The organism is Williamsia sp. (assembly GCF_016462415.1).
GTDB lineage: Bacteria > Actinomycetota > Actinomycetes > Mycobacteriales > Mycobacteriaceae > Williamsia_A.
Map to the genome: position 1 here is coordinate 25,435 of NZ_JAEMTF010000024.1, position 25,946 is coordinate 51,380.

Annotated in this window: 25 protein-coding genes; 22 read left to right on the top strand and 3 right to left on the bottom strand. The window is 69.5% G+C overall.

Annotated features, from left to right (window positions below):
* Positions 1–20 precede the first annotated feature (20 nt).
* The 3 genes from JHC79_RS08480 to JHC79_RS08490 form a co-directional block, all read right to left on the bottom strand.
* Positions 21–860 (bottom strand): carotenoid biosynthesis protein, encoded by an 840-nt coding sequence (locus JHC79_RS08480; RefSeq protein WP_296389720.1) that lies wholly within the window; start codon positions 858–860, stop codon positions 21–23.
* The gene (locus JHC79_RS08485; RefSeq protein WP_296389721.1) at positions 857–2,500 is read right to left on the bottom strand and encodes an NAD(P)/FAD-dependent oxidoreductase; all 1,644 of its coding nucleotides are present in this window, start codon (positions 2,498–2,500) and stop codon (positions 857–859) included. The genes JHC79_RS08480 and JHC79_RS08485 overlap by 4 nt, the downstream gene beginning before the upstream one ends.
* 68 nt (positions 2,501–2,568) lie before the next feature.
* Positions 2,569–3,198: a GNAT family N-acetyltransferase gene (locus JHC79_RS08490; protein WP_296389722.1), complete on the bottom strand. Its 630-nt coding sequence runs from the start codon at positions 3,196–3,198 to the stop codon at positions 2,569–2,571.
* A 323-nt stretch (positions 3,199–3,521) separates the two neighbouring features.
* Between JHC79_RS08490 and JHC79_RS08495 the strand changes: the two genes are divergently transcribed.
* From JHC79_RS08495 to JHC79_RS08600, 22 genes are all read left to right on the top strand, one after another.
* Positions 3,522–3,980 (top strand): SAV_6107 family HEPN domain-containing protein, encoded by a 459-nt coding sequence (locus JHC79_RS08495; protein WP_296389723.1) that lies wholly within the window; start codon positions 3,522–3,524, stop codon positions 3,978–3,980.
* Between the two features lie 203 nt (positions 3,981–4,183).
* On the top strand, positions 4,184–4,591 hold the full coding sequence (locus JHC79_RS08500) for a DUF3040 domain-containing protein (protein ID WP_296389724.1): 408 nt from the start codon (positions 4,184–4,186) through the stop codon (positions 4,589–4,591).
* 350 nt (positions 4,592–4,941) lie between these two features.
* The gene (mraZ, locus tag JHC79_RS08505) at positions 4,942–5,373 is read left to right on the top strand and encodes a division/cell wall cluster transcriptional repressor MraZ (protein ID WP_253661966.1); all 432 of its coding nucleotides are present in this window, start codon (positions 4,942–4,944) and stop codon (positions 5,371–5,373) included.
* 282 nt (positions 5,374–5,655) lie between these two features.
* Positions 5,656–6,645: a 16S rRNA (cytosine(1402)-N(4))-methyltransferase RsmH gene (gene rsmH / locus JHC79_RS08510; RefSeq protein WP_296389725.1), complete on the top strand. Its 990-nt coding sequence runs from the start codon at positions 5,656–5,658 to the stop codon at positions 6,643–6,645.
* A complete protein-coding gene (locus tag JHC79_RS08515; RefSeq protein ID WP_296389726.1) occupies positions 6,642–7,478 on the top strand; it encodes a hypothetical protein in 837 nt (278 codons plus the stop codon). Before rsmH ends, JHC79_RS08515 begins: the two co-directional genes overlap by 4 nt.
* Positions 7,479–7,756: 278 nt before the next feature.
* Positions 7,757–9,544: a penicillin-binding protein 2 gene (locus JHC79_RS08520; protein ID WP_296389727.1), complete on the top strand. Its 1,788-nt coding sequence runs from the start codon at positions 7,757–7,759 to the stop codon at positions 9,542–9,544.
* A 139-nt stretch (positions 9,545–9,683) separates the two neighbouring features.
* Positions 9,684–11,276: a UDP-N-acetylmuramoyl-L-alanyl-D-glutamate--2,6-diaminopimelate ligase gene (locus tag JHC79_RS08525; protein WP_296389728.1), complete on the top strand. Its 1,593-nt coding sequence runs from the start codon at positions 9,684–9,686 to the stop codon at positions 11,274–11,276.
* Complete coding sequence (locus tag JHC79_RS08530; protein WP_296389729.1) at positions 11,273–11,761, top strand: UDP-N-acetylmuramoyl-tripeptide--D-alanyl-D-alanine ligase; 489 nt, start codon at positions 11,273–11,275, stop codon at positions 11,759–11,761. The genes JHC79_RS08525 and JHC79_RS08530 overlap by 4 nt, the downstream gene beginning before the upstream one ends.
* Before the next feature lie 59 nt (positions 11,762–11,820).
* Positions 11,821–12,918 carry a phospho-N-acetylmuramoyl-pentapeptide-transferase gene (gene mraY, locus JHC79_RS08535; protein ID WP_296389730.1) on the top strand — a complete coding sequence of 366 codons (1,098 nt, stop codon included), beginning with the start codon at positions 11,821–11,823 and terminating at the stop codon, positions 12,916–12,918.
* Position 12,919: 1 nt separating this feature from the next.
* The gene (murD, locus tag JHC79_RS08540; RefSeq protein WP_296389731.1) at positions 12,920–14,512 is read left to right on the top strand and encodes a UDP-N-acetylmuramoyl-L-alanine--D-glutamate ligase; all 1,593 of its coding nucleotides are present in this window, start codon (positions 12,920–12,922) and stop codon (positions 14,510–14,512) included.
* Positions 14,509–16,131, top strand: a complete 1,623-nt coding sequence (ftsW, locus tag JHC79_RS08545) for a putative lipid II flippase FtsW (protein WP_296389732.1) — start codon at positions 14,509–14,511, stop codon at positions 16,129–16,131. The genes murD and ftsW overlap by 4 nt, the downstream gene beginning before the upstream one ends.
* Positions 16,128–17,264, top strand: a complete 1,137-nt coding sequence (gene murG / locus JHC79_RS08550) for an undecaprenyldiphospho-muramoylpentapeptide beta-N-acetylglucosaminyltransferase (RefSeq protein WP_296389733.1) — start codon at positions 16,128–16,130, stop codon at positions 17,262–17,264. Before ftsW ends, murG begins: the two co-directional genes overlap by 4 nt.
* Before the next feature lie 77 nt (positions 17,265–17,341).
* A complete protein-coding gene (gene murC, locus JHC79_RS08555) occupies positions 17,342–18,784 on the top strand; it encodes a UDP-N-acetylmuramate--L-alanine ligase (protein WP_296389745.1) in 1,443 nt (480 codons plus the stop codon).
* A gap of 2 nt (positions 18,785–18,786) precedes the next feature.
* Positions 18,787–19,641 (top strand): FtsQ-type POTRA domain-containing protein, encoded by an 855-nt coding sequence (locus JHC79_RS08560; protein ID WP_296389734.1) that lies wholly within the window; start codon positions 18,787–18,789, stop codon positions 19,639–19,641.
* A gap of 223 nt (positions 19,642–19,864) precedes the next feature.
* Positions 19,865–21,013, top strand: coding sequence for a cell division protein FtsZ (gene ftsZ / locus JHC79_RS08565; RefSeq protein WP_296389735.1), 1,149 nt, complete (start codon positions 19,865–19,867; stop codon positions 21,011–21,013).
* 31 nt (positions 21,014–21,044) lie between these two features.
* A complete protein-coding gene (gene pgeF, locus JHC79_RS08570; protein ID WP_296389736.1) occupies positions 21,045–21,761 on the top strand; it encodes a peptidoglycan editing factor PgeF in 717 nt (238 codons plus the stop codon).
* Positions 21,758–22,495, top strand: a complete 738-nt coding sequence (locus JHC79_RS08575) for a YggS family pyridoxal phosphate-dependent enzyme (RefSeq protein ID WP_296389737.1) — start codon at positions 21,758–21,760, stop codon at positions 22,493–22,495. Before pgeF ends, JHC79_RS08575 begins: the two co-directional genes overlap by 4 nt.
* 97 nt (positions 22,496–22,592) lie before the next feature.
* On the top strand, positions 22,593–23,315 hold the full coding sequence (gene sepF, locus JHC79_RS08580) for a cell division protein SepF (RefSeq protein WP_296389738.1): 723 nt from the start codon (positions 22,593–22,595) through the stop codon (positions 23,313–23,315).
* Between the two features lie 68 nt (positions 23,316–23,383).
* Complete coding sequence (locus JHC79_RS08585) at positions 23,384–23,665, top strand: YggT family protein (RefSeq protein WP_296389739.1); 282 nt, start codon at positions 23,384–23,386, stop codon at positions 23,663–23,665.
* A gap of 275 nt (positions 23,666–23,940) precedes the next feature.
* Positions 23,941–24,789, top strand: a complete 849-nt coding sequence (locus tag JHC79_RS08590; protein ID WP_296389740.1) for a DivIVA domain-containing protein — start codon at positions 23,941–23,943, stop codon at positions 24,787–24,789.
* Between the two features lie 57 nt (positions 24,790–24,846).
* Positions 24,847–25,368, top strand: a complete 522-nt coding sequence (locus JHC79_RS08595; protein ID WP_296389741.1) for a hypothetical protein — start codon at positions 24,847–24,849, stop codon at positions 25,366–25,368.
* Between the two features lie 276 nt (positions 25,369–25,644).
* A partial coding sequence (locus JHC79_RS08600) for a class I tRNA ligase family protein (protein ID WP_296389742.1) occupies positions 25,645–25,946 on the top strand: 302 nt, incomplete at its 3' end.

Sequence of the window (25,946 nt, forward strand, 5' to 3'; positions counted from 1 at the left end):
ATCGTGCCAGGCCGGTGCCGTCAACGGCGACATCCGGTGGCCGTGGCGAGTGCGGGCACCCCGAGCACGGCCATCGCGACGAGGGCGTAGGGGATCCCGGACCGCAGGGTGCCGTCCTCGAGGAAGAAGACCTGAGCGACCGCGGATCCGAGCCACGTCCAGGCGAACCACGTCAGCGGGACCACGGGCACACGCGCGGTCGTGTCGTGCGGTCGGGGGACACCGGTGCGGTCGGGGGCGTCGATCAGCGACAGCACGCCGAACACCACGAGCCCCAGCAGCGCCCATCCCGCGTAGTTGGTGAGCGGGATCTGCTCGATACCCGGCAACCCCGCGTCGTCGACGCCCCATCGCCACAGTCCGGCGGCGACCATCTGCGGATCGAGGTACAGATCCCACCCCACCAGGGCGACGATCGCGGCGAGCATCCGCAGGACGGGCCGATGCGGCAGCACGAACACCGACACCCGCCACACGCTGTAGGCGCCGACGAACCAGGCCGCCGAGATCAGGATCGGCACCGTCGCGATGGACGGCCCGATCCGACCCTGGGTGTAGGTGTAGTCCCCGAACGGGATCCCGGTCCGTGTGCCGACGACCTCGAAGGCGAACGCGAGTACGGCGATCGCGAGGATGACCAGGGCCCCGCGCAGTGCACCCCGTCGGCCGACGGCATCGGCGGCCATGGCGATGACGCCGGCACACAGGACCACCATCGTCGTCGCGTCCCGCGTCGAGCCGTGCACAAGGGGGTAGACGATCTGGGCGCCGATCGTCACCGCGAGTCCGGTGACGGCCAGGGTGTGGATCGACGCGGACCGCGCGGTCCGGGTCGCGACGGTGGCGGTGTCGCCGGTCACCGCGAGCCCGGCATCCGGCGACGCAAGGGTGCGGTCACCGCCGCCACGGTCCGACGTACCCCGCCGGCGACACCGTCGGCGTCGCGGATCACCAGGTCGGCCGCCAGCGCGCCGCTGATGCCGCTCACCCCGCCGCCGGGATGGGTGGACGCCCCCGCGAGGAACAGGTGGGGGACACCGGGCACCCGGTGGCCGCCCAGATCCGGGTGTGGTCGGAACATGAACATCTGGTCCAGCGACATCTCGACGTGCATCACGTTGCCGCCGACGAGGCCGAGCTCGTCCTCGATCCGATCAGGCGTCTGGGTGTACACGTGCTCGATCTGCTGCCCGAAACCCGGTGCGTGCCGATCCATCTCGGCGACGATGTCGTCGGTGGCCCGATCGGCGATCTCCGCCCAACTGCGGCCGCCGGAGAGATGCCGGGGATACCACTGGGCCCACAGCGTGACCAGATGACGGTCGGCGGGGGCCAGGGTGGGATCGATCGCCGAGTAGCTCATCGCGACCAGTGCCGGCCGGCGCGGCGCCTCGCCTGCCCGCGCGTCGCCGTACGCGGCCGCGAGATGCGCGCGGTCGGACACCAACAGTCCGAGGCCGGAGTGGACGCCGTGCGCGGGTAGCCCCTCGGGCAGTCCGGTGTAGGCGGGCAGCGCCGTCGTCGCCACCCGGATCGCGCTTCCGATGCCCGGTCCGATCTCGATGCGGGACCGCCAGCGACCGACGGTGTCGGCGTCGTACCCGCCCGCCGACAACGCGTCCAGCGTGGTGACGATGTGACACGCGGAGACGACCGAACGCGCCCGATGGACCGTGCCGTCACCGGTGGTGACCTGCCAGTGATCTCCCGACCAGGTCATCGCCGTGACGGGCTGCTCGAGGGCGAGTTCGCCGCCGCCGCTGCGCAGTCGGCTGACCAACGCATCGGTGAGCGCGCCGCTGCCGCCGATCGCGCGTCCCGGGCCCAGGGTGTGCATCAGTGCGGCGATGCCCACCATCGGGGCCGTGCCCGGTTCGCTCATCGGCGGCCCGGACTGGGCGCCGAACCACGCCAGCGCCGCCTTGAGTCGTTCGGAGTCGAACCAGCTGTCCAACAGGGCGTCGCCGGAGCGGAGGAACTCCTGGGACAGGTTCATCCCGGCCGCTCGACCCGACACCCCGTCACGCGTCGGCATGCCCCAGAAGGCGCGGGCGAACGAGCCGGCGGTCGGATGTGAACCGAACATCGTCATCACCGACGCCGACCGCGGGCCCCACACGCCGACGAACCGGCGGTAGGCGTCGGCGTCGGACGCCCCGCAGGAGGCCTCGATCGACGCGCAGGTGGCGTCGAGGCTGCTGTGGAAGACGATGGCCTCACGACCGTCGGCGGCGGGCGCGAACGCCCACGGGTCGCAGTCGATGTAACGCAGTCCGTGGGCGTGCAGATCGAGGTCGTCGATGATCGGCGTGTGTCGGATCATGATGTGGGCCGAGGAGCCGCGGTCGACGCGGTACCCGGGGAACCGCTCGACGGTGGACACCGCCCCACCCGGGATCGAATCCCGTTCCAACACCAGGACGTCGCGTCCCGCCCGGACGAGGTACCCGGCGGCTACGAGACCGTTGTGTCCCGCGCCGATGACGATCGTGTCGCGCATCGGTCCATTGCTCCTGTCCGCGGCCCCTCGGTGGATGGCCGTGTCGGTCGCCCTCGTCACCGGGGGCGTCAGTTCATGGGCAGGCGACGGCCGAGCACCGCGAACGGGCGCGGGTCGCCGGTGAAACCGAAATGGCGCAGCATGTCCCCGAAGCCGAGCCGTCGGTACAGACGCCAGGCGCGGTTGTCGTCGCCGGGCACCTCCGGGGTGGACAGCAACACGCTGTCCTCCGGGCGGTCGGCCAGTAGTCGGGTCAGCATCCGCTGGCCGGTTCCGGTGCCCTGCATCGACGGGTGCACGTGCAATTCCGTGAGCTCGAAATAGTTGCGCGTGATGTCGTCGATCTGTGTTCGTGTGTACCCGCCCTGACGGAGTCCCGCACGCAGCTGCTGGTTCCACCACTGATCTTCGGCGCCGCGGTAGCCGTAGGCGATGCCGATCAGGGTCTCGGTGGTCGACCCCGCGAGCGTCGGGGGATCGCCGACGAAGGTGCCCGCCGGGCTCACCGGCGTGGACACGGTGGTCTCCACGGCCCCCACGGCCTGCCACCCGGGACGGTTCATGTGGTCCCGCCACAGCGGCGTGCGGTGCGTCTGGGTGCCGCGGGGATAGTTCATCGCCGCGACGTACACGTCGAGCGCAGGCCCCAGCCAACGATGGACATCGTCGGCCGTGAGGTCCACCAAGCGGACGGACACGAGTTCATCGCCTCCTCTTGAGACCTGTGCGGGGGATGGCTATATTGAATATGTCGAACGGGTGTTCGAATACTCAACCTCCGCGACGAGTCAATCGTTACCCGACGACCGAGGTCGGCTCGGCGGTGAACGAGGGAAGCGTTTGCCGCCGGGTCGGTCCGATGTCCACATCGTCGTCGTACACCGGTTGTGTCGGTGGTGCCGAGTAGACCTGCAGACAACGGATCGACACGGACGTGACCGATCTGACGCCGCGGATCGGATGCAGAACGGACCCGGCTCGTGTTGGAACAGAGTGAACGCACATCGAAGGGGTGATCGACATGGCTGCACCGCAGCGGACGACGCCGGATCCACGTGTGGTGACCCGCGCACGTGACCTCCTCGAGAAGGCCGATTCGCTCGCGACCCTGGCTGCAGACGCGCCGGGCCCCGCCGATCAGCTCCGGGAGCTGTACGTCTCCGCGCTGCGCGCGGCCGGGGCTGCGTTGGCGATCGGCGAGTCCTCGCTCGGGCCTCGTCGCGGGACCGCGAACGCCTGGGCCCGGCTGCCGCGGGCGATCCCGTCCATGACCACCTGGGCCACCTACTTCGCCGGTCTGTCCCGTCTGCGGGCCGACATCGAGGTCGGCATCGTCCGTGAGGTCGACGCGCTGCGGGTGCGCGAGACACGGGCGCGCCTGCAGGATTTCCTGGATGACGTCGAGGCGCAGGTCCTCGCGTACGAACAGGGCCGCCCCGGTCCGACCTCTCCCGCACACAGCCCGGCACGGTCGGCGTGAGTGCCGCGGGCTCGCCGACGGGTCTCGACGGTCACCCGGTCGAGGTCGTTTCCGAACTCGGGGCGGGTAATAGTGGTCGAGTTGTCGATCACCTCGTATCATCGAGTCAACGGCCCGTAACGCGGGCCAGGGCTGCCCGGACACATGGTTCCGGACAACCGCTCGAGTCGTCCGGCCACGGACCTAGTGCTGAAGGAGGGGCGGTGCCACTCTCGGAGCACGAGCAGCGAATGCTCGAACAGATCGAGAACGCGCTGTACGCCGAAGATCCCAAGTTCGCGTCGAACGTTCGTCGTCGCCGCATGGGCGGATCGACGGCTCGCCGTCGTCTGCAGGCGGCAGTCGTTTTCGTCATCGGCCTGGTCCTCCTCATCGGAGGTCTGGTCGTCGACATCACCGTCGGCGGGTTCCCGATCCTGAGTCTCGTCGGCTTCCTGGTGATGTTCGCCGCCGGCCTGTTCGCCCTCTGGGGTGTCGGGTCGTCGTCGGCGCCGGAGTCCGCGGGACCCACGTCGCAGTCCTCGGGTGGGCGACGAGCGCGCGGCGGACCGTCGCGCAAGTTCAGTGAGCGGATGGAAGAACGTTTCAACCGTCGCTTCGAGCAGGAGTAGCACCGCTCCACACACGCCACCACAGCAGCCGCGCATCGACACAGATGCGCGGCTGCTGTCGTCTACGGCCCGTCCCTGAATTCCCCACTTCTCTCCACCACGTACCCCGCTGGGCCGATCCGTGCCCGGCGGGGCGATGTGGCGTCGCATAACCCCAGGTGGGGATCGTGTGATGACCTGCGTGCGGACAATTTCCCCCCACGCTGTTTATGCCCCCTGAACTGCTGATATGTGTCGGCTGTAGGTGTGGAACCCGATATGGGGGTGGAAAGTGGGGGGAAGTGGGGTAGTGTGGTGCCCGGAGGAAGGGAGTGCCGGACTCGCTCCTCCGCCCGGCAGGAGGTGTCGACATGTTTCTCGGCACCTACACGCACAAGTTGGATGACAAGGGACGGCTCACGCTTCCCGCGAAGATCCGAGATCAGTTGGCGGAAGGGATGATGGTGACTCGTGGTCAGGACCGCTGCCTCGCGATCTACCTCCCCGTCGATTTCACGGGCCTCGCGCAGCGCGCCGCCGCTGCATCCAAGGTCGACGAGAAGGCGCGCATGTTCCAGCGCGGCTTGGCGTCGAGCACCGAGGAGATGACCCCGGACGCGCAGGGTCGGATCACGTTGTCGGGCAAGCACCGGGAGTATGCCGGGCTGACCAAGAACTGCGTGGTGATCGGCAACATCGATCACGTGGAGATCTGGGACGCCGACGCCTGGGAGCAGTACGACAACCAGCACGAGGAGAGCTTCTCTCGTGCCGACAACCCCGCACTCGGAGCAATCCTGTGACGGACGCGGTACCCCCGACCCCAGCCGGTTAGCACGATGTCGGACGGCGAGTCGAGGCCTCTGCCCGAGATGACCCTGGCGCACTTCCCCAGTGCCAGGTGCATCATGACGACCCTGGCGCACTTCCCCCGCGCCAGGTGCGTCGCCGGGCAGAGACCCGGACTCACCGCTCGAACCCACCGGCCCCGCCGACAGCACGGGCACATCCCGTGCTGCCGGCGACCGGGGTCGGCACCACAGCACCACCGACGGAACATCCCGTCGCAGGCGGAGAGGCGTTCCGTGGCCAGACGATCGGGCGAGCACGGTCACGTGCCCGTGATGGCCGCACGCATGCTCGATCTGATCAGCCCGGCGCTCACCGCGGAGTCCCCGGACGGCAGCGGCGCGGTCTTCGTCGACGGCACCCTCGGCGCCGGCGGACACAGCGAGCTCGTCCTCTCCACGTTCCCGGGCGTCCACGTCGTCGCGATCGACCGCGATCACAACGCCATCGCCTCGGCGTCGGAGCGGTTGTCGCAGTTCTCCGACCGGATCACGTTCGCACGCAACCGATACGACGAGATCGCAGAGGTGTTGGTCGAGACCGGGCACGACACCTACCAGGCGGGGCTGTTGGACCTGGGGGTGTCCTCGATGCAGCTCGACCAGGCCGAGCGTGGGTTCGCCTACTCCGTCGACGCGCCGCTCGACATGCGCATGAACGCCGACGATCCCCTCACCGCCGCCGACGTCCTCAACACCTACGGCCATGGCGAACTGGCCAGGGTCCTCTCCGAGTACGGCGAGGAACGGTTCGCGGGCAAGATCGCGTCCGCCGTGTTGCGTGAACGCGAGGATCGCCCGTTCGACACCAGTGCACGGCTCGTCGAACTCCTGTACCGCGCCATCCCGGCGGCGACCCGACGCACCGGAGGACACCCGGCCAAGCGCACGTTCCAGGCGTTGCGGATCGAGGTCAACGGCGAGATGGACTCGCTGCGACGTGCGGTACCCGCGGCGTTGGACGCACTCGCGGTCGGTGGGCGGCTCGTGGTGATGAGCTACCAGTCGCTCGAGGACCGCATCGTCAAACGCGAGTTCACCGAACGCATCTCGTCGAGCTCGCCGCCCGGACTCCCGTTCGACCTACCCGGCACCGCGCCGGAGTTCGCGGCGCTCACACGGGGTGCAGAGCAGGCCGACGCCGACGAGATCGAGTCCAATCCGCGGTCGGCGCCGGTCCGCCTGCGCGCCGTCGAACGCATCGAGATCAGCAGGGAGAAGCGATGACCGTCACCGACGGCAGTGTCACGATCGGTGACGAGGGGCCGGTCGACGACCTCGACGAGGCCGCGGCGACGAACCGTCGTCGACGCGCCGACCGAACCGGCGTCGCCGACCGCCCGCGCGAGAACCGGTCGCCGGCGGCGCAGCGCGCCATCGACCGCAGGCGCAAGCGCGCGACCCAGCGGTCGACCGCGACCATCGCGGGCCGACGGCGCCACGACGAGAACTTCCTGCAGCGAGTCAGCCGCTCGCCCGGCGACATGGTCCGGCGGGTGCCCTTCGTCGTCCTGGTGATCGGCATCTTTTCGGTCGGACTCGGATTGACGTTGTGGTTGTCGACGACCGCGGCCCAGGACTCCTACGAGTTGTCCGTCGCCAAGCAGAACAACCAGGATCTCTCTGATCGTCGAGACGCGCTCAAGAAGGAATTCGAGGCCGGCAACTCTGCACCCGAGATCGCCGAGAAGGCAACGAAACAGGGGATGATCCCCGCCAAGGACGTGGCCCGCCTGGTCGTCGGTCCGGACGGCCGGAGTCGCGTGGTGGGGGAGATCACCGCGGCGACCGGGTCACCCGCGCCGTCATTGAGCGGGGGGTCGACCGGGAACACCGTTGTCCCGCAGCCGGGCTCGACCGCCGGTGACAATTCGGCGCGGAACACCTCGACGCAGACCGCGCCCGGTGCCGACCTCAGCGGTGACGGTACCCAGCCCACCGGCCCGATCGCGGCCAATGTGTTGCCACAGGCGTCGGCGCCGGCCGCGGCGTCCGGGTCCACGGCTGTCGCGCCGCAACTCCCCGGTGCGCAACCCGCGGCGTCACAGCAGGCGCGATGATCTGCCGCGACGCCACGCCGAGCCGGGTGTGCGTCGAAAACGTTTACAGAGTGGACAATTGAGGTCATGACGACGAGCACCGACACCCACCGGTCGACCGCCGGCCTGTTCTCGGGACGTACGCGGTGAGCGCGGGGAACCGCCGCCGCCCGCCGTCGAGCGCGCGCAACTCGACGCGGTCCGGTGCCCGCAATCGCTCCGATTCGACGGGGCATCCGCGCCGCGCACACTCTGGTCCGATCCGGTCCGATGCGACCGTCACCGCGCGCGGTGACGGTGTGGCGCAGTTCATCACACGTACCCGACTCGGTGTGGTGGTCCTCGGTGTCGCCGTCGCGTTGGTGGCGGGCAAGCTGCTCATGGTGCAGACCGTCGAATCCTCCGGGCTGTCGGCCGAGGCGGCCGATCAGCGCACGGTCACCGAGGTGCTCCCCGCCAAGCGCGGCGCCATCGAGGACCGCAACGGCAACCCCATCGCCTACACCGACGAGGCCAAGGCGTTGACGTTCCAGCCGATCAAGGAACGCAAGGCGATGGACGAGGCGCACGCGAAGAACGCCTCGTCGCCCGATGCCTCGACCCGACTCAAGCAGATCGCCCAGGGCGTGCAGGACGCCCTCGGTGGAGCCGTCTCGGCGGACTCGGTGCTCGCGCAGCTCACCAGCAACGAGACCTTCGTCTACCTCGCGCGATCGGTCAGTCCCGAGGCGGCGGGCAAGATCACCGACGAGTTCCCCGAGGTCGGTGCCGAACGCCAGGACATCCGTCTCTACCCGGGTGGCCCGCTCGCGGCCAACATCGTCGGCGACGTCGACTTCGACGGCAACGGCCTCATCGGTCTCGAGTCGTCGATGGACTCCAGCCTGGCCGGTGCGGACGGTTCGCAGACCTACGATCGCGGCTCCGACGGCGCAGTGATCCCGGGGAGCACCCGCAACGTGCATCCCGCGCAGAACGGCAAGACCGTCGCGCTGACCATCGACTCCGACATCCAGTGGTTCGTCCAGCAGCAGGTCCAGCTGGCCAAGGACCGTTCCGGCGCGAAGAACGCCTCCGCGGTGGTGCTGGACGCCAAGACCGGCGAGGTGCTGGCCCTGGCCAACGACAACACCTTCAACCCCGCCAAACCCCTTGCCGAGCAGCCGAATGCCCAGCTCGGCGATCTCCCGGTCACCTCACCGTTCGAACCCGGATCGGTCAACAAGCTGGTCGCGGCGTCCGCGGCCATCGAGTACGGGATCACCACGCCGGACCAGGTCCACCAGGTCCCCGGCAACATCTCGCTGGCCGGGGTCACGGTGAACGATGCCTGGTCGCACGGGGTCGCGCCGTACACCACCACCGGCATCTTCGGTAAGTCCTCGAACGTGGGAACCCTCATGCTGGCCAAGCAGATCGGTGAGGACCGCTACGCGAACATGCTGCAGCGCTTCGGACTCGGACAGCGCACCGGCGTCGACCTGCCCGCCGAGAGTGCGGGCGACGTCCCCGCCCGCAGTCAGTGGTCCGGCGGGACCTTCGCCAACCTGCCCATCGGACAGGGCCTCTCGATGACGCTGCTGCAGATGACGAGCATGTACCAGGCCATCGCCAACGACGGTCTCCGTGTGCCGCCCCGGATCCTGAAGTCGGTCTCCGGGAGCGACGCACCGGACGCGCCGGCGGGTGTCCGCGTCGTCAGCCCGCAGACCGCGACGACGGTCCGTGACATGTTCCGCGCCATCGTGCAGTCCGATCCCACCGGCGAACAGCAGGGCACCGGCTCCAAGGGAGCGATCCCCGGCTACCAGGTGAGCGCCAAGACCGGCACCGCGCAGCAGGTCAACCCGAACTGTGGCTGCTATTCCAACTCGAGCTACAACATCACTTTCGCCGGGATCACCCCCGCCGATCACCCGAAGTTCGTGGTCGGGATCATGCTCGACAACCCGTCACGCAGCAGCGACGGTACGGGCGGTCAGTCCGCGGCGCCGCTGTTCGAGACCATCGCGTCGTGGATGCTGCAGCGCGAGCGCATCCCGCTGTCGTCGGCCCCGACCCCGAAGCTGGTCCTGCAGGGCACCTAGGAGCCCTGTCGAGACATCGCGACCTGCGGCGGTGGACGACGGTGTCGGCACGCGCAGTATGTTGACCGGTGGGCTCGGCGGCTGACGCCGAGCCGTCGAAACGGATGATTCTCAGTCGATCAGGAGGTGTGTGGGAAGCATGGCCGCCGCCGCACGCCACACCGACCCGACCCGACCGGTGCACGTCGAACCCCACCCGGTACAGATCCTCGCGACGTCGTGTCACGCCCGACTCGATCTCATCGGCGCCGCCACCGGGGAGCTCGGGGTCACCGGCGTGACCCTGCGCGCACAGGACGCCCTGCCCGGGGATCTGTTCGCAGCCCTGCCCGGCGCGCGCGCACACGGCGCACACTTCGCCGCCGACGCGATCGGCGCCGGGGCGGTCGCGGTCCTCACCGACCCTGCCGGTGCCGCGATCGTGTCCTCCGCCGTCCCCGCCGGTGCGGATCTCGCAGTGCTGGTGCACCCCGACCCGCGCAGTGTCCTGGGAGCGGTCAGTGCCCGGGTCTACTCCAATCCCTCACTGCGCCTGCGTCTGATCGGCATCACCGGCACCTCCGGCAAGACGACATCGGCCTACCTCACCGAGGCGGCGTTGATGGCCGCCGGCCACACGGTCGGGCTGATCGGCACCGTCGAGACGCGGATCGCCGGTGTGCGGCAGAAGAGTTCGCTCACCACACCGGAGGCGCCAGCGCTGCAGGGCCTCTTCGCCGCGATGCTCGAGAAGGGTGTCGACACCGTGGTGATGGAGGTGTCGAGTCACGCCCTGGCGCTGGGCCGGGTTCGCGGGAGCCACTTCGCCATCGGCGCGTTCACCAATCTCTCGCAGGACCATCTCGACTTCCACCCGACGATGGCCGACTACTTCGACGCGAAGTCGCTGCTGTTCCGCTCCACGTCGTCCGAACACGCCAACCGGTCGGTCGTCTGCGTCGATGACGAATGGGGTCAGCGGATGGCCGAGATCGTGGGCCAGGGCGTCGTCACCGTCTCCACCCGCACGAGCGCCGCGCAGTGGTTCGCCGGCCCGTCGGAGTCCCGCGATGACGGTTCGCAGATCGTCGCCGTCCGGGATCCGGTGGGTGAGACCCACACCATGGCTGTCCCACTGCCCGGTCGCTACAACGTCGCGAACGCGCTGATCGCCGTCGCCGTCGCCCACACGGCGGGCGTGTCCGTCGCCGATGCGATCGCGGGGATCGGCGACGTCCGTGTGCCCGGCCGTGTCGAACTCGTCGACGCCGGTCAGGATTTCCTCGCGGTCGTCGACTACGCCCACAAGCCGGCCGCACTCGACGCCGTCATCTCCACCCTGCGGGCCCAGACCGCCGGCCGCGTCGCGGTGGTCGTCGGCGCCGGTGGCAATCGCGACACCGGCAAGCGGCCGGTCATGGGCGCGGCCGCCGCGCGCGGCGCCGAGTTGGTCGTCATCACCGACGACAACCCCCGAGACGAGGACCCGGCGGCGATCCGGGCCGCGGTGGTCGCGGGCGCGACCGAGGTCGCCGAGGCCGACCGACCGGCCGGATCGGAACCGATCGTCGAGATCGGCGACCGTGCTGCGGCCATCGCCCACGCCGTCGCCTGGGCACGCACCGGCGACGTCGTCCTGGTGGCCGGCAAGGGACACGAGACCGGTCAGGAGATCCACGGGGTGAAGACGCCGTTCGACGATCGTGCAGTACTCGCCGAGGCACTGGCGACACGCGGGAACGGGGCAGGATGAGCGACACCGGGATCTGGATCCTCGACACCGGTGGCCGGGACGGGACCGACATCGACCACGACACCGTCCGCGGACTGATCCGCGATCTCGTCGGGATGACCCGCGATCGGGGTGTCGGACGCAGCTGGGCGGTGCTCGCCGAGCTCGACGCGCCCGAGATGACCGACGAGAACGACCGGGCACTGGCCCACGACCGGGTCGGTCGGCTCGCCGTCCGCCTCGCGGTCGACACCGTCATCAGCGTGGGGGAGTCGCGTTCGGTTCGGGCTCTGCACCAGGGAGCGGTGATGGAGGGGTCGTGGGGCGAGGAGGCCCTGCTCGTCGCCGATGCCGCCGAGGCTCTCGAGATCCTCGACGCCCAGATCGGCGACGGTGACGTCGTGCTCATCGCGGCCGGTCGGGCAGGCGATTTGTCGGCGGTGACGAACGCACTGTTGGATAGCGACCGATGGACTGCGACCCTGACGGCGGCGCCCGAACGGTGAGAACACCGATCGGCGGCGAGGGGCACGCGTGAGGCGAGGCGACGGATGGGACTGAGCAGGTGACGCAGATCTTGATAGCGGGCGCCGTCGCGTTGGCGGTGTCGATCCTGCTCACGCCGGTCCTGATCAAGTTCTTCTCCCGGCAGGGCTTCGGCCAGGAGATCCGGGTCGAGGGGCCGCAGAGCCATCAGACCAAGCGCGGCACACCGTCGATGGGTGGCGTGGCCATCATCGTCGCGCTGTGGGCCGGCTACTGGGCCTCGCACATCGTGGGTGCCTTCAACGGCGGCCAGGGACCCAGCGCCTCCGGTGTGCTGGTCCTGTCGCTGGCGACGGTCCTCGGCGGTGTCGGCTTCCTCGACGACTTCATCAAGATCCGCAAGGGCCGCAACCTGGGGCTGAACAAGACCGCCAAGTCGGTCGGTCAGCTCATCGCGGCGCTGCTCTTCGGAGTCCTCGCCCTGAACTTCCGCAACGGCAACGGCGACGCCCCGGCGAGCGCCAACCTGTCCTACGTCCGCGACATCCCCGCGGTGACGCTGGGGTCGGTGGCGTTCGTCATCTTCTGCTGGCTCGTCGTCGCGGCCTGGTCCAACGCGGTCAACTTCACCGATGGACTCGACGGACTCGCCGCCGGCTCGATGGCCATGGTCCTGGGGTCCTACGTGCTGGTCACGTTCTGGCAGTACCGCAACGCGTGCGCGGGCGGACCCAAGGTCGGCGGCGACGTGAGCCCCGGCTGCTACCACGTCCGCGACCCGCTCGACCTCGCCCTCATCGCGGTGGCCGGCGGCGGTGCCTGCCTCGGCTTCCTGTGGTGGAACGCCGCGCCCGCGAAGATCTTCATGGGCGACACCGGGTCGCTGGCACTCGGCGGCATGCTCGCCGGTCTGTCCATCACCACTCGCACCGAACTGCTCATGGTGGTCGTCGGCGCGCTGTTCGTCGCCGAGATCGTCTCGGTGGTCCTGCAGATCGCGTTCTTCCGGACCACCGGACGCCGTGTGTTCCGGATGGCGCCGTTCCACCACCACTTCGAACTCGGGGGCTGGGCCGAGACCACGGTCATCATCAGGTTCTGGTTGCTGACCGCCATCGCCTGCGCGCTGGGTCTGTCCCTGTTCTACAGCGAGTTCCTGGCCTCCAACGGTGGCTGACGTGGCCGCCGACCCGGCGTCCGACCAGCTCCCATCTCTGCCCGGCTTGCGCGTCCTGGTCGCCGGGGCCGGTACCGCGGGCGTCTCGGCGGCCCTGTTCCTCGCCGTGCACCAGGCGCACGTCACCGTCTGCGACGGTCGCACCCACGACCGTCCCGTTCTGGCGGAGGCAGGTGTGGATGTCATCTCCACCGACACCGTCACCCGGGAGTCGGTGCTGCGTTTCGACCTCGTCGTCGTCTCACCCGGCTTTCGCCCCGATTCCGCCGTCGTCGTCGCCGCGCGGTCGGCGGGCCTGCCCGTGTGGGGCGAGGTCGAACTCGCCTGGCGTGTCGACCACAGCGGCCTGCTCGGAGCCCCACGCACCTGGTTGGTGATCACCGGCACCAACGGCAAGACCACCACGACGTCGATGGTCGAGGCCATCGTCTCCGTCTCGCCGCGTTCGGTGGTGGCGTGCGGCAACATCGGCCTGCCCGTGCTCGACGCGCTCACCCTCGACCCGCGGGTCGACGTGCTCGCCGTCGAACTGTCGTCGTTCCAGCTCCACTGGGCGCCGTCGGTGATCCCGGACGCCGGTGTCGTCCTCAACATCGCCGAGGATCATCTGGACTGGCACGGTTCGATGGACGCCTACGTCGCGGCGAAGGCCGGTGCGCTGCGCGGGCCGATCGCCGTCATCGGTGCCGACGACCCGATCGCCGGCGGGTTGTCGGCGTCGACCCCCGGCGCGCGCACGGTCGCCGTGCGACTCGGAGAACCGGCCGTCGGCGAGGTGGGTGTGGTCGGCGACGAACTCGTCGATCGTGCGTTCGCACCCGGCGCCGACGGCGCCGGTGTCGCGGTGGGCACGACCGCGTCCATCCGCCCCGTGGGACCGTCCGGGCTGACCGACGCCCTCGCCGCGGCGGCACTGTGTCGCGCGGTGGGCATCGGCGCCGCCGACGTCGCCCGCGGGCTCGCGGGATTCCGTCCCGGCCGCCACCGCGGCGAGGTGGTGGCCTCGCTCGACGGCATCGATTTCGTCGACGACTCCAAGGCGACCAACCCGCACGCCGCCGCCGCGTCGATCCGAGCGCACCGCCGGGTGGTACTCATCGCCGGCGGACTGCTCAAGGGGGCGGCGGTCGACGACCTCGTCGTCGAGACCGCCGATCGGCTCGCCGCGGTCGTACTGCTCGGAACCGACCGGGATCTGTTGGCCGCGGCGATTGCGCGACACGCCCCTTCAATCCCAACAGTCACACTGTTCACAGGAGACGATGGCCGGGTGATAGCCACGCCGGTTCTGCCCGATGCCGCCGCCGACAGTGCGCACAGTCCGTCCACCAGCAACGATGCGCTGCGCACGCTCACTGTGGGCGCGGCCGATCCCACACTCGACACCGCAGGCAACGTGATGAACGCTGCCGTGGCGATCGCGTGGCATCTGGGCGCCGCCGACGCCGACCGACCCGACGCGATACTGCTCGCCCCCGCCGCCGCATCGCTCGACATGTTCAGCGGATACGGAGTGCGCGGTGACGCGTTCGCCCACGGCGCGCTGGCCGTCGGTGCGACCACGAGTCGCGACAACGGGACGACCGAGTCGTGAGCCTGACCGCGGATGCTCCCGAGGCCACCGCCGGGGCCGACAAGCAGGCCCCTCGTCGCGCCGGATCCTGGTGGGACGGACCACGCGGGGTCATCGACGCCGTGCTCCGCCGCCCCCTTGCCTCGTTCCACCTGATCATCACGCTCACGGTGCTGCTCACCGTCTTCGGTCTGATCATGGTGCTCTCCGCGTCCTCGGTGGAGGGCTACTCCAAGAACGGCTCGGCGTACGGGCTGTTCACCACCCAGGTGGTCTTCGCCGTGCTCGGCACGATCCTGTTCTACGTCGCTCTGCGGATGCCGGTGCGCTACATGCGCAAACTGGCCGCACCGGCGATCATCATCACCACGCTGATGCTGGTCGCGGTGCTCATCCCGGGCGTCGGCACGCTCAGCGGTGGTGCCCGTCGCTGGTTCGTCGTCGCCGGGTTGTCGGTGCAGCCGTCCGAACTCGTGAAGCTCGCCCTGTGCGTGTGGGGAGCGCACCTGCTGTCGTCCCGCATCCGTGACCGTGCCTCGCTGCGCGAGCTGTTGGTACCGCTCATCCCGGTCGCGATCCTGGTGTGCGCACTGATCATGCTCGAGCCGAACCTGAGCACGACGATCACGATCGCCATCATCGTCGGCACCCTGCTCTGGTTCGCCGGTCTGAGTCTCAAGGTGTTCGCGGTCTTCGTGATCTCCGGTATCAGCCTGGCGGTGCTGCTCGCGATGGTCGAGGGATACCGCTCCGAGCGGGTGCAGAGCTTCCTGGGCAACATCGACGACCCCCAGGGCGCGGGATATCAAGCGCGACAGGCGCAGTTCGCGCTCGCCAACGGCGGCACATGGGGCGTCGGCCTCGGACAGAGCCGGGCCAAGTGGAACTACCTGCCCAATGCGCACAACGACTTCATCTTCGCGATCATCGGAGAGGAACTCGGACTGATCGGCGGCCTGTTGGTCGTCGCCCTGTTCGTCCTGCTGGCCTTCGTCGGCCTGCGCATCGCGCTGCGCGCCGTCGACCCGTTCCTGCGCCTGATGACCGCGACCATCACCATCCTGATCAGCGCGCAGGCGCTCATCAACATCGGATACGTGATCGGGTTGCTGCCGGTCACAGGTATCCAGCTGCCGCTGCTGTCGGCCGGTGGCACATCGACGTTCACCGTCCTGGTGATGTTGGGACTGCTGGCGAACGCGGCCCGACACGAACCCGAGGCGGTCGCCGCGTTGGCCGCCGGTGACGACGGCCGGATCGGTCGCTTCCTGCGTCTGCCCCAGCCGGAGACCTACGCCCCCACCCGGGTCCAGGCCTGGCGTGCCCGGCGCGACGTCGGGGACGGCCGCGCCGCGCCGCGCAAGCGCCCGGCCGCCGACACCTCGCGGGCACCGCGGGGCAACCCTGCCTCGTACTTCGGGTTCGGTGGCCACCCCGAGCCGCCGCGGCAACCGCAGCAGCGATCGGGGCGGGTCCGAGAGCGCACCGGCCCATCGCATCCGCGTGCCCGATACCGCACCACACCACCGGATTTCGCCACCGCCGAGTACGACCCTCGCCGCGACTGGCGGTCCGACGCGCGCCGTGAGACGCACCGCGTCGAGCCACGTCGTGGTGCGCCGTCGAGGTCGCGCCGATGACCCGCCGACGCAGCGCGGACGACCCGGTGTCGGTGGTCGTCGCCGGTGGGGGCACCGCAGGCCACATCGAGCCGGCGCTCGCGGTCGCCGACGCCGTGCGCGTCCTCGACCCGACCGCGCGCATCACGGCACTGGGCACCGAGCGCGGTCTCGAACGCACCCTGGTACCCGAGCGCGGGTACACCCTCGAACTCATCCCGCCGGTTCCGTTGCCCCGCAAGGTCAACCGAGATCTGTTCTCGGTACCGCTGCGGCTGCGGCGCTCGGTGCGTGCGACGCGCGGGATCCTCGCCGCCGTCCGTGCCGACGTCGTCATCGGCTTCGGCGGGTACGTCGCGTTGCCCGCCTATCTCGCCGCGCGCGGTCGGATGAAAGGCGGGTCGCGGGTCCCGGTGGTCATCCACGAGGCCAACGCCAGCGCCGGCATCGCCAACAAGGTCGGCGCGCGGTTCGCCCAACGTGTCCTGGCCGCGGTCGACGGCTCCGGGCTCGACGCCGAGGTGGTCGGGATCCCGGTCCGCGGTTCGCTGACCGGACTCGACCGCGCCGCCACACGCGCGCAGGCGCGGCACTACTTCGGACTCGACCCGGACGCCCCGACGCTGTTGGTGTTCGGCGGGTCGCAGGGCGCACGGACGATCAACGAGGCCGTCGCCAACGCGGCCGGCGACCTCGGTGCCGCCGGGGTCGGGGTGCTCCACGCGCACGGACCCAAGAACGCCATCGCCCCGGTGTCGCCGCCGGGAGCGCCGCCGTACGTCTCGGTGGGATACCTCAAGCGCATGGATCTCGCCTACGCCGCAGCCGATCTCGTCGTGTGCCGGTCCGGTGCGATGACCGTCGCGGAGATCTCCGCGACCGGTCTGCCCGCGGTGTATGTCCCGCTGCCCCACGGCAACGGCGAACAGCGCCTCAACGCCCTCCCCGTGGTCGCCGCAGGTGGCGGGATCCTCCTCGACGACGCCGACCTCACCTCCGAGTGGGTCGCCTCGACGGTGCCCGAACTCCTCGCCGACAGCGCCCGTCTCGCCGAGATGTCCCGCGGCGCACGACAGGTGGGACACGCCGACGCCGCCGCGGCCGTCGCCGCCGCGGGCCTGGAGTTGGCGCGCGCATTCCGAGACGAGCGGTGACGCTCGTGTCCGAGACACACGACGACCCGACCGCGCCGTCGGTCCCACCGCTGCCCCAGGCACTCACCCGGGTGCACATGGTGGGCATCGGCGGGGCCGGCATGTCGGGTCTGGCCCGCATCCTGCTCAGCCGGGGTGCGCAGGTCTCGGGGTCCGACGCCAAGGAGAGCCGCGGCGTGCTCGCGCTGCGGACCCGCGGAGCCCGGGTCCAGATCGGGCACTCGCCGGGTGCGCTGGACCTGCTGCCCGGCGGGCCGACGGTCGTCGTCACGACCCACGCCGCGATCCCGAAGACCAATCCTGAACTGGTGGAGGCGAACCGACGCGGGATCCCGGTGATCCTGCGGCCCGCGGTCCTCGCCACCCTGATGGATGACTACCGCACCGTCCTGATCGCAGGCACCCACGGCAAGACCTCCACGACGTCGATGGTCGTGGTGGCCCTGCAGCACTGCGGGCTCGACCCGTCCTTCGCCGTCGGCGGTGAGCTCAACGAGTCCGGCACCAACGCGCACCACGGCAGCGGCGACATCTTCGTCGCCGAGGCCGACGAGAGCGACGGCTCACTGCTGCAATACCGGCCCGATGTCGTCGTGGTGACCAACGTCGAGTCCGACCACCTCGACCACTTCGGCACCGTCGAGGCCTACGTCGCGGTGTTCGACGACTTCCTCGACCGCCTCGACACCGGTGGCACTCTGGTCATCTGCCTCGACGACGAGGGTGCGGTGGCGCTGGCCGAGCGCTCGGCGCCGCGGCTGATCGAACGCGGGGTCGCGGTCCTCGGCTACGGGTTCGGCCGCCTCGCCGACCGCGTCCCGATGGTCGAGAACTGCGCCGTGCTGCTCGACTGGCAGGTCCACGGTGTCGGTGGCAGGGCCCGGATCGCCCTGCGTCCTCCGCTGGGGCCGGACACCGACGACGGTTCGGTCGTCGAACGCGATGTGACCCTGGCGATCCCGGGGGTGCACATGGCCCTCAACGCCCTCGGGGCCGTTGCGGCCGGCGTCGCCGCAGGCGGGCCGGTCGACGATGTCGTCCACGGCGTCGAGACGTTCACCGGGGTGCACCGCAGGTTCGAACTGCGCGGCCGCGTCCGCGACATCGCCGTCTACGACGACTACGCACACCACCCGACCGAGGTGACCGTCGTGCTGACCGCGGCCCGTGAACTGGTGGCCGACACGACCGGGGGACGGGTGATCGCGGTGTTCCAACCCCATCTGTATTCACGCACCGCCGCCTTCGCCACCGAGTTCGCCCGCGCTCTCGACCTCGCCGACGAGGTGGTCGTCCTCGACGTCTACGGCGCGCGCGAAGAGCCCCTGGACGGGATCAGCGGACGGACCATCGCCCAACAGGTGAGCGTTCCGGTCGTCTTCGTCCCCGACTTCTCCCGGGTGGCCGAGACCGTGGCGGGACTGGCCCGGTCGGGCGATGTCGTCCTCACCCTCGGCGCGGGTGACATCACGATGCAGGGGCCGGAGATCGTCGACGCGCTGGCCCGACGAGGAGACTGACCATGCCCGACAATCAGACGATGCCTCGGATGCGCGGACGGACCGATCGTGGTCGCGACGACCGTGACCGGCGCGCTGACCCCGACGCCGCATTCGACGACCGGTACCCGGACGACGATCTGGACGACCGTGATCTCGATGAGGGCGAGGACAGTCCGGCGTCGGCCGGGCGGTCGCGCCGCGCCGGGCGACGTCCCGTGCGGGGGACCCGGATGCTCATCGGCATCATCGCCACCGTGATCCTGCTGATCGCAGCCGGGTTGGTCGCGTACTTCACCCCGCTGATGTCGGTGCGGTCGGTGGAGGTGTCGGGCACGTCGGTGGTCAGCCGTGACGACATCGTCGCGGCCGCCCGGATCGCGACGGGAACACCGCTGCTGCAGGTCGACACCCGACCCGCCGCCCAGCGCATCGCCGCGATCCCGCGGATCAAGACCGTCCGGGTCGCCCGCGGTTACCCGTCGAGCATCGACATCACCGTCGTCGAACGCACCGCCGTGGCGTTCGAGGACCGATCGGGGACCGCGCATCTCTACGACGTCGACGGGGTCGACTTCGCCCAGCAGCCCAAGGCCCCCGCGCTGCCGCGACTGACCTCGGGTACCGACGTCTCCGACGCCGCCCGCCGGGCGGCTCTCGAGGTCGTCGCCGGGCTCCCGGATTTCCTGTCCCGACAGGTCGTCTCGGTCGCCGCGTCCTCGCCGTCCGACGTCCGGCTCACGCTGCGCGACCGCAAGACCGTCGTGTGGGGGGACGCCGACAGGGGAGCGGACAAGGCGCGCACCCTGCGATTCGTACTGCCGCGCGCCGACGACGAGGTCAACGTCTCCGCGCCCGAATACCCGACCTTCCGCTGATCTGCGGGCCACAACCCCCTGCGGGCGGGCCGACCGGGACCGATCTGCGCGACACGCCGCCAGCCTGCGCGACGTCGGCGGGTTTCCTGCCTAGCGTTTCCCCCAACAGTCATCTACTTGACATAACTCTAAGCCTATGGTTTAGGTTGAGGGTTTTGTCCGGCGGCTGTGCAGGTCCCATCCGAGCCCCGAGGCATCCGATCGACAAGAAGGCGAGTCTCACATGACGCCACCGCACAACTACCTGGCCGTCATCAAGGTCGTCGGAATCGGCGGCGGTGGCGTGAACGCCGTCAACCGCATGATCGAGCAGGGACTCAAGGGTGTCGAGTTCATCGCCATCAACACCGATGCGCAGGCGCTGCTGATGAGTGACGCCGACGTCAAGCTCGACGTCGGTCGCGACTCGACCCGCGGACTGGGCGCCGGCGCCGACCCCGAGGTGGGTCGTCGGGCCGCCGACGACGCCAAGGACGAGATCGAGGAACTCCTCAAGGGCGCCGACATGGTGTTCGTGACCGCGGGGGAGGGCGGCGGTACGGGTACCGGCGGCGCCCCCGTCGTGGCCAGCATCGCCCGCAAGATGGGCGCGCTCACCGTCGGTGTCGTGACCCGTCCGTTCTCCTTCGAGGGCAAGCGTCGCGGCGGTCAGGCGGACGCGGGCATCGCGTCGCTGCGCGAGTCGTGCGACACCCTCATCGTCATCCCCAACGACCGTCTGCTGCAGCTCGGCGACGCCGCGGTCTCGCTCATGGACGCGTTCCGCAGCGCCGACGAGGTGCTCCTCAACGGCGTGCAGGGCATCACCGACCTCATCACCACCCCCGGGCTGATCAACGTGGACTTCGCCGACGTCAAGGGCGTCATGAAGGACGCGGGCAGCGCGCTGATGGGTATCGGTTCCGCCCGTGGTGACGACCGCGCGAAGAAGGCCGCCGAGGCGGCCATCAACTCGCCGCTGCTCGAGGCGTCGATGGACGGCGCCCGGGGTGTGCTGATGTCGATCGCCGGTGGCAGCGACCTCGGTCTGTTCGAGATCCACAACGCCGCGACGCTGGTCCAGGAGGCCGCGCACGAGGACGCCAACATCATCTTCGGCACCGTGATCGACGACAACCTCGGCGACGAGGTACGGGTGACGGTGATCGCGGCGGGATTCGACGCCGGATCGCAGAAGCCGCGACCCACCGTCGCGTCGGGGAACAGCGCGGTCGAGTCGGCCTCGGCAGGCACGGTCAACTCGGGCTCCTCGGTGTTCGGCGAGCGGGGGACCGCGCCCGGCGATCCCTTCGCCGACGCACCCGCACCGCGTCGCAACGCGGTCACGCTGGACGACGACGATGTCGACGTCCCGCCGTTCATGAAGCGCTGAGGTGTCGGTTCGACCCGGTGACGGTGCCGCCATGCGGGTCCGTCGCGTCACCACCACGCGTAAGGGTGGTGCCTCTCTGTCCCCGTATGACGAGTTCAACCTCGGCGACCACGTCGGTGACGACCCGGACGCAGTCCGCGCGAACCGGATCCGCCTGGCCGAGAAGATCGGCGTCGGGCCGGACCGCATGGTGTGGATGGAACAGATCCACAGCCGCAACGTGGTCATCGTCGACGGCCCCCGTGACGAACCCGTTCCCGCCACCGACGCGGTGGTCACCACGGTCACCGATCTGGCGCTGGTGGTCGTGACCGCCGACTGTGTCCCGGTACTGCTCAGCGATGACACCGCCGGTGTCATCGGTGCCGCGCACGCCGGCCGCATCGGGGCCCGGATCGGGATCATCCCGCGGCTGCTGGAGGCCATGATCTCCTGCGGTGCCGACCCCGCGCGCATCGGCGGGTTCCTCGGACCGGCCGCCAGCGGGGAGAAGTACGAGGTGCCCGCCGACATGCAGGCCGACGTGGAGGCGCACCTGCCGGGTAGTGCCACCCGCACCGACCGCGGAACGCCCGGCCTCGATCTGCGTGCGGGCATCCGGCGTCAGCTGTTGGCCGCCGGTGTCCCCGCGGTCGCCCAGGATCCGCGGTGCACCATCACCGATCCCACCCTGTTCAGTCATCGCCGCGGCGCCCCCACGGGACGTCTCGCCTCGGTGATCTGGATGGATACCACCGGGCGCGCATGACGCGCCCGGACGCCACGCGCGTCGGCGAGCTCGCATCGACCCTGCAGTCGGCCCAGGAGCGGCTACGGGCCGCGTGCGTCGCGGCCGACCGGCCGGCCGACGACGTCGATCTGCTCGTCGTGACCAAGTTCTTCCCGGCGTCGGACGTGCTCGCTCTGGTCGATCTCGGGTGTCGGGCGTTCGGTGAGTCGCGCGAACCGGAGGCCGGTCGTAAGGCGGCAGAGGTCCGCGACGCAGTCGACGCGACCCTGTCGTTCCACATGATCGGGCAGATCCAGACCAAGAAGGCCAAGACCGTCGGACGGTGGGCCGATCGGGTGCACTCGGTGGACACCATCCGCCTCGCCGACGCACTCGACGACGCCGCGACCAAGGCTCTCGACAGCCATGATCGATCCGCACCCCTGGATGTGCTGCTGCAGATCAACCTCGACGGTGCGCCGGACCGCGGTGGCGTCGGAGTCGACGACCTCGGGGCCTTGGCCGCGCACGTGGACACACTGTCGGCGGTGCGACTGCGCGGGCTGATGGTCATCGCTCCCCAGGAGGGCACAGCCGAGCAGTGGATGGCCCGGGCGGCGGAGATCCGTGCGTCGTTCCTCGCCGGTCATCCTGACGCGACGGAGTTCTCCGCAGGCATGTCGGGTGACCTCGAAGAAGCCGTGGCACACGGATCGACGTGCGTGCGTGTCGGTACCGCGATCATGGGTTCTCGGCCGATAGTGTCGCCCTAGATCACATGAGTCACATACGAACCAGCAACACCAGCACTCCCATAAACACCAGTCACAACCCGTCCCCAGGGCGCGCCGAGGGTGAGGAACTCCAACGATGAGCTCTATGCAGAAGTTCAAGGCATATTTCGGCATGGTCCCGCCCGGTGACTATGAAGACGACTACCTCGACGAGCCGGGTCATCCCCGTCGCGACAGCTACGAGCGCGACTATCGCGACGAGTACTACGGCCGGTCCTCCTACCGGACCGACCGTGGGTTCGAGTCCGACGGGTACGACGACGAGGTCGAGTTCGACCGTGTCCCCGAGTACGCCTACGCCGGTCCGGTGCGTTCGTCGGTCGCCGACCGCGTGATGGCCGAGCGCTCCGCGCCCATGGAGCGTCTGGGCCGCCCGAGTCGGCTCGAGCCCCTCGCCGGTGGCGGCATGTCGGCCCGTGCCGGCGGAGTCCCGCGCGGCGCCGGTCGGACCACCACCCGTGGCGCTCTCGCCATGGACAGCCACGAGTCGCTGGACCGTGTGTTCGAGGAGGGCAACCCGTTGGCGAAGATCACCACGCTGCGTCCTCGGGACTACAGCGAGGCGCGCACCATCGGTGAACGCTTCCGCGACGGCAGCCCGGTGATCATGGACCTGGTCGAGATGAGCAACGAGGACGCCAAGCGTCTCGTCGACTTCGCCGCCGGGCTCGCGTTCGCGCTGCGTGGTGCATTCGACAAGGTGGCCACGAAGGTGTTCCTGCTCTCGCCCGCCGACATCGACGTCTCGGCCGAGGATCGTCGCAAGATCGCCGAGACCGGCTTCTACAATCACAGCTGAGTTCACCGGTCCCAGCGTCGTCACCAGCGGTTTTCTCATACCGTGACCGAATCAGGCAGAGTTGACGCGTGACGTTAGCGCGAGAGGTCATCTACTACCTCCTGTTCATCTACTGGCTGCTGCTCCTGGGGCGCCTGGTGATCGAACTGGTACGGACTTTTGCCAGGGAATGGCGCCCGACCGGCTTCTCGGTCGTGGTCATCGAGGCGGTGTTCACCACCACGGATCCGCCGATCAAGGCGCTGCGGCGTCTGTTGCCGCCGATCCCACTCGGGCCGGTCCGCCTGGATCTGTCGCTGATGATCACCATGGTCGTGGTCCTGATCGCCATGTCGCTCGTCGCGCCCTGAGCCCGCAGGCCACCCGTGATGACGCCACAGCGGGGGCGGCCGGATATTGTGACGACGGCTCTCGTGCGTAGTGGTGAGTCGTCGACGTGAAGACCGAGCGGATTTCGCTCAATGCCTCGACGAAGTGCGACGAACGGTTCTAATGTGACAGGATAGGACGCCAGTTACACTGTGAATCCCGTGGGCGACACAGATCGCGTCGTTCAGGTGATTTCGAGCGACTCGCACCGTGGCCTAGACACATGACAAGAATGACGATATTTAAGGGGACCGACATGCGGCTCACACCAGCTGATGTGCACAACGTCGCGTTCAGCAAACCGCCGATCGGTAAGCGTGGCTACAACGAGGACGAGGTCGATCAGTTCCTCGATTTCGTGGAGGCCGAACTCGCACGTCTTCTCGAAGAGAACACCGACCTGAAGCAGCGCGTCGAGGAGCTCGAGGGTGACCTGGCCACGGCCAAGTCCAGTGCTCCCGCGTCGTCCGCGCGGTCTGATGAGAACGCCTCGGCCACACAGGCTTTCAGCACTCCGGCGCCCGCCTACTCCGAGGCGCCGCCCGCGGCGGCCCCCGCGGCGGCGTCGAACGACGATCACCACGTCCGCGCCGCCAAGGTGCTGAGCCTGGCCCAGGACACCGCCGACCGCCTCACCGGGAACGCGCGTACCGAGTCCGAAGGCGTGCTCGCCGACGCCCGGAGTCGCGCCGACGCCATGATCGGCGACGCCCGCGGCAAGTCCGAGGCCATGCTCGCCGACGCCCGGCAGCGCTCCGAGGCGATCCTCGCCGATTCGCAGACGCGCGCCGAGGCCACCACGCGTGGTGCCCAGGAGAAGGCCGACGCCCTCCAGGCCGACGCCGAGCGCAAGCACACCGAGATCATGGGGACGATCAACCAGCAGCGGTCGGTCCTCGAGGGCCGTATCGAGCAGCTCAAGACGTTCGAGCGTGAATACCGGACCCGTCTCAAGACCTACCTGGAGTCGCAGCTCGAAGAGCTGCAGCAGCGCGGCAGTGCCGCACCGGTGGACAACGCCCGCTCCGGTGGGGACGCGTTCTCGTCCGATCCCGGCAACGGTGGCTTCACCAACTCGGGTGGATTCGCCAAGCCCTCGAACTGACCCGGCTCCGGCCGGTCGCCGCCTCGTAGACGTCCAGGGGTCCATGTCGTGCTCGTGATGGCCCTCGCAGCCACGCTCGTCGGGTTCGGGCTGCTCGTGGTCGCCCTGATCACCGGCACGCTCTGGCTCGCGGTGGCCTGCATCGTGATCTGCATCATCGGTGGCGTCTTCCTGCTGGCCGACCTGCTGGGCCTCGGACATGCTCTGACCATCCGTCGCTCCCGCCACCCGGGAGCGACGGATTCGTCGGATCAGGGTGGCGCGACCGACGACTCGGACGGCCCCACCACCGGATCGGCACGCCCCGACGATCTCTCCGACACCGAGATCACCACCGAGTTCCCCCGAGCCGTCACCGACGAGCCGACGGTGACCCTCGACGACCCGAACTCGGCGTGGCACGCCGACATCGCCGATTCGCCCGCATACGACCACGCGCCGACGCACCGACACTCCGCGCCCGAGAGCGCCGCCGGGACCTCGGGGACGTCGCAGGCCTCGTCGGCGTGGCACGGCAGGCACGAGTCGCCGGAGTCCGAGCCCGAGCGGCCTCGGACACCGAGGCACGGCGGTAGCTGAGATCCACCCGGTCAGTCGTGATGAAAGTCCGTTGCGCACCTGGCCTACACTGATGTCTGCGACGATCCGGCCATCACCGGGGAGCATCCGGAAGAACCGGTACCGACCGCATCTCGCGGCCGTGCCGAACTAGACCCGGACGGCCGCGGCCCGACACAGCCGCACATCGAGAGGCGTCGGATCGACCGGCGCAAGCGGGGTGGTACCGCGGCGAGCAATCGTCGTCCCCGTGCCCACGGGTCGCAGCCGCGACCGAACCGGCACGAGGAGATGCGAATGACCACCGAACCCGGCACGAATCCGAACTCGGCGCGCGAGCGCGTATACCCGATCGTCGATGTCGTGGGCACCGGATCGGCCGTGCCCTCGTTCCCCGATCTCGAGACCCGCGTCCTGGACTACTGGGCCGCCGACGACACCTTCGTCGCCTCGGTGCAGCAGCGGTCCGACGCCGAGGAGTTCGTCTTCTACGACGGCCCGCCGTTCGCCAACGGTCTGCCGCACTACGGCCATCTGCTGACCGGCTACGTCAAGGATCTCGTCCCGCGGTTCCAGACCATGCGCGGCAAGAAGGTCGA

Excerpts from the sequence above, each read along its gene's own strand:
- JHC79_RS08485 (WP_296389721.1), bottom strand. The coding sequence starts at position 2,500 with ATGCGCGACACGATCGTCATCGGCGCGGGACACAACGGTCTCGTAGCC.
- ftsZ (WP_296389735.1), top strand. The coding sequence starts at position 19,865 with ATGACGCCACCGCACAACTACCTGGCCGTCATCAAGGTCGTCGGAATC.
- JHC79_RS08530 (WP_296389729.1), top strand. The coding sequence starts at position 11,273 with ATGAGCGACACCGGGATCTGGATCCTCGACACCGGTGGCCGGGACGGG.
- JHC79_RS08590 (WP_296389740.1), top strand. The coding sequence starts at position 23,941 with ATGCGGCTCACACCAGCTGATGTGCACAACGTCGCGTTCAGCAAACCG.
- JHC79_RS08525 (WP_296389728.1), top strand. The coding sequence starts at position 9,684 with ATGGCCGCCGCCGCACGCCACACCGACCCGACCCGACCGGTGCACGTC.
- JHC79_RS08515 (WP_296389726.1), top strand. The coding sequence starts at position 6,642 with ATGACCGTCACCGACGGCAGTGTCACGATCGGTGACGAGGGGCCGGTC.
- JHC79_RS08595 (WP_296389741.1), top strand. The coding sequence starts at position 24,847 with ATGGCCCTCGCAGCCACGCTCGTCGGGTTCGGGCTGCTCGTGGTCGCC.
- murG (WP_296389733.1), top strand. The coding sequence starts at position 16,128 with ATGACCCGCCGACGCAGCGCGGACGACCCGGTGTCGGTGGTCGTCGCC.
- sepF (WP_296389738.1), top strand. The coding sequence starts at position 22,593 with ATGAGCTCTATGCAGAAGTTCAAGGCATATTTCGGCATGGTCCCGCCC.
- mraZ (WP_253661966.1), top strand. The coding sequence starts at position 4,942 with ATGTTTCTCGGCACCTACACGCACAAGTTGGATGACAAGGGACGGCTC.
- pgeF (WP_296389736.1), top strand. The coding sequence starts at position 21,045 with ATGCGGGTCCGTCGCGTCACCACCACGCGTAAGGGTGGTGCCTCTCTG.
- JHC79_RS08575 (WP_296389737.1), top strand. The coding sequence starts at position 21,758 with ATGACGCGCCCGGACGCCACGCGCGTCGGCGAGCTCGCATCGACCCTG.
- murC (WP_296389745.1), top strand. The coding sequence starts at position 17,342 with ATGGTGGGCATCGGCGGGGCCGGCATGTCGGGTCTGGCCCGCATCCTG.
- JHC79_RS08560 (WP_296389734.1), top strand. The coding sequence starts at position 18,787 with ATGCCCGACAATCAGACGATGCCTCGGATGCGCGGACGGACCGATCGT.
- JHC79_RS08495 (WP_296389723.1), top strand. The coding sequence starts at position 3,522 with ATGGCTGCACCGCAGCGGACGACGCCGGATCCACGTGTGGTGACCCGC.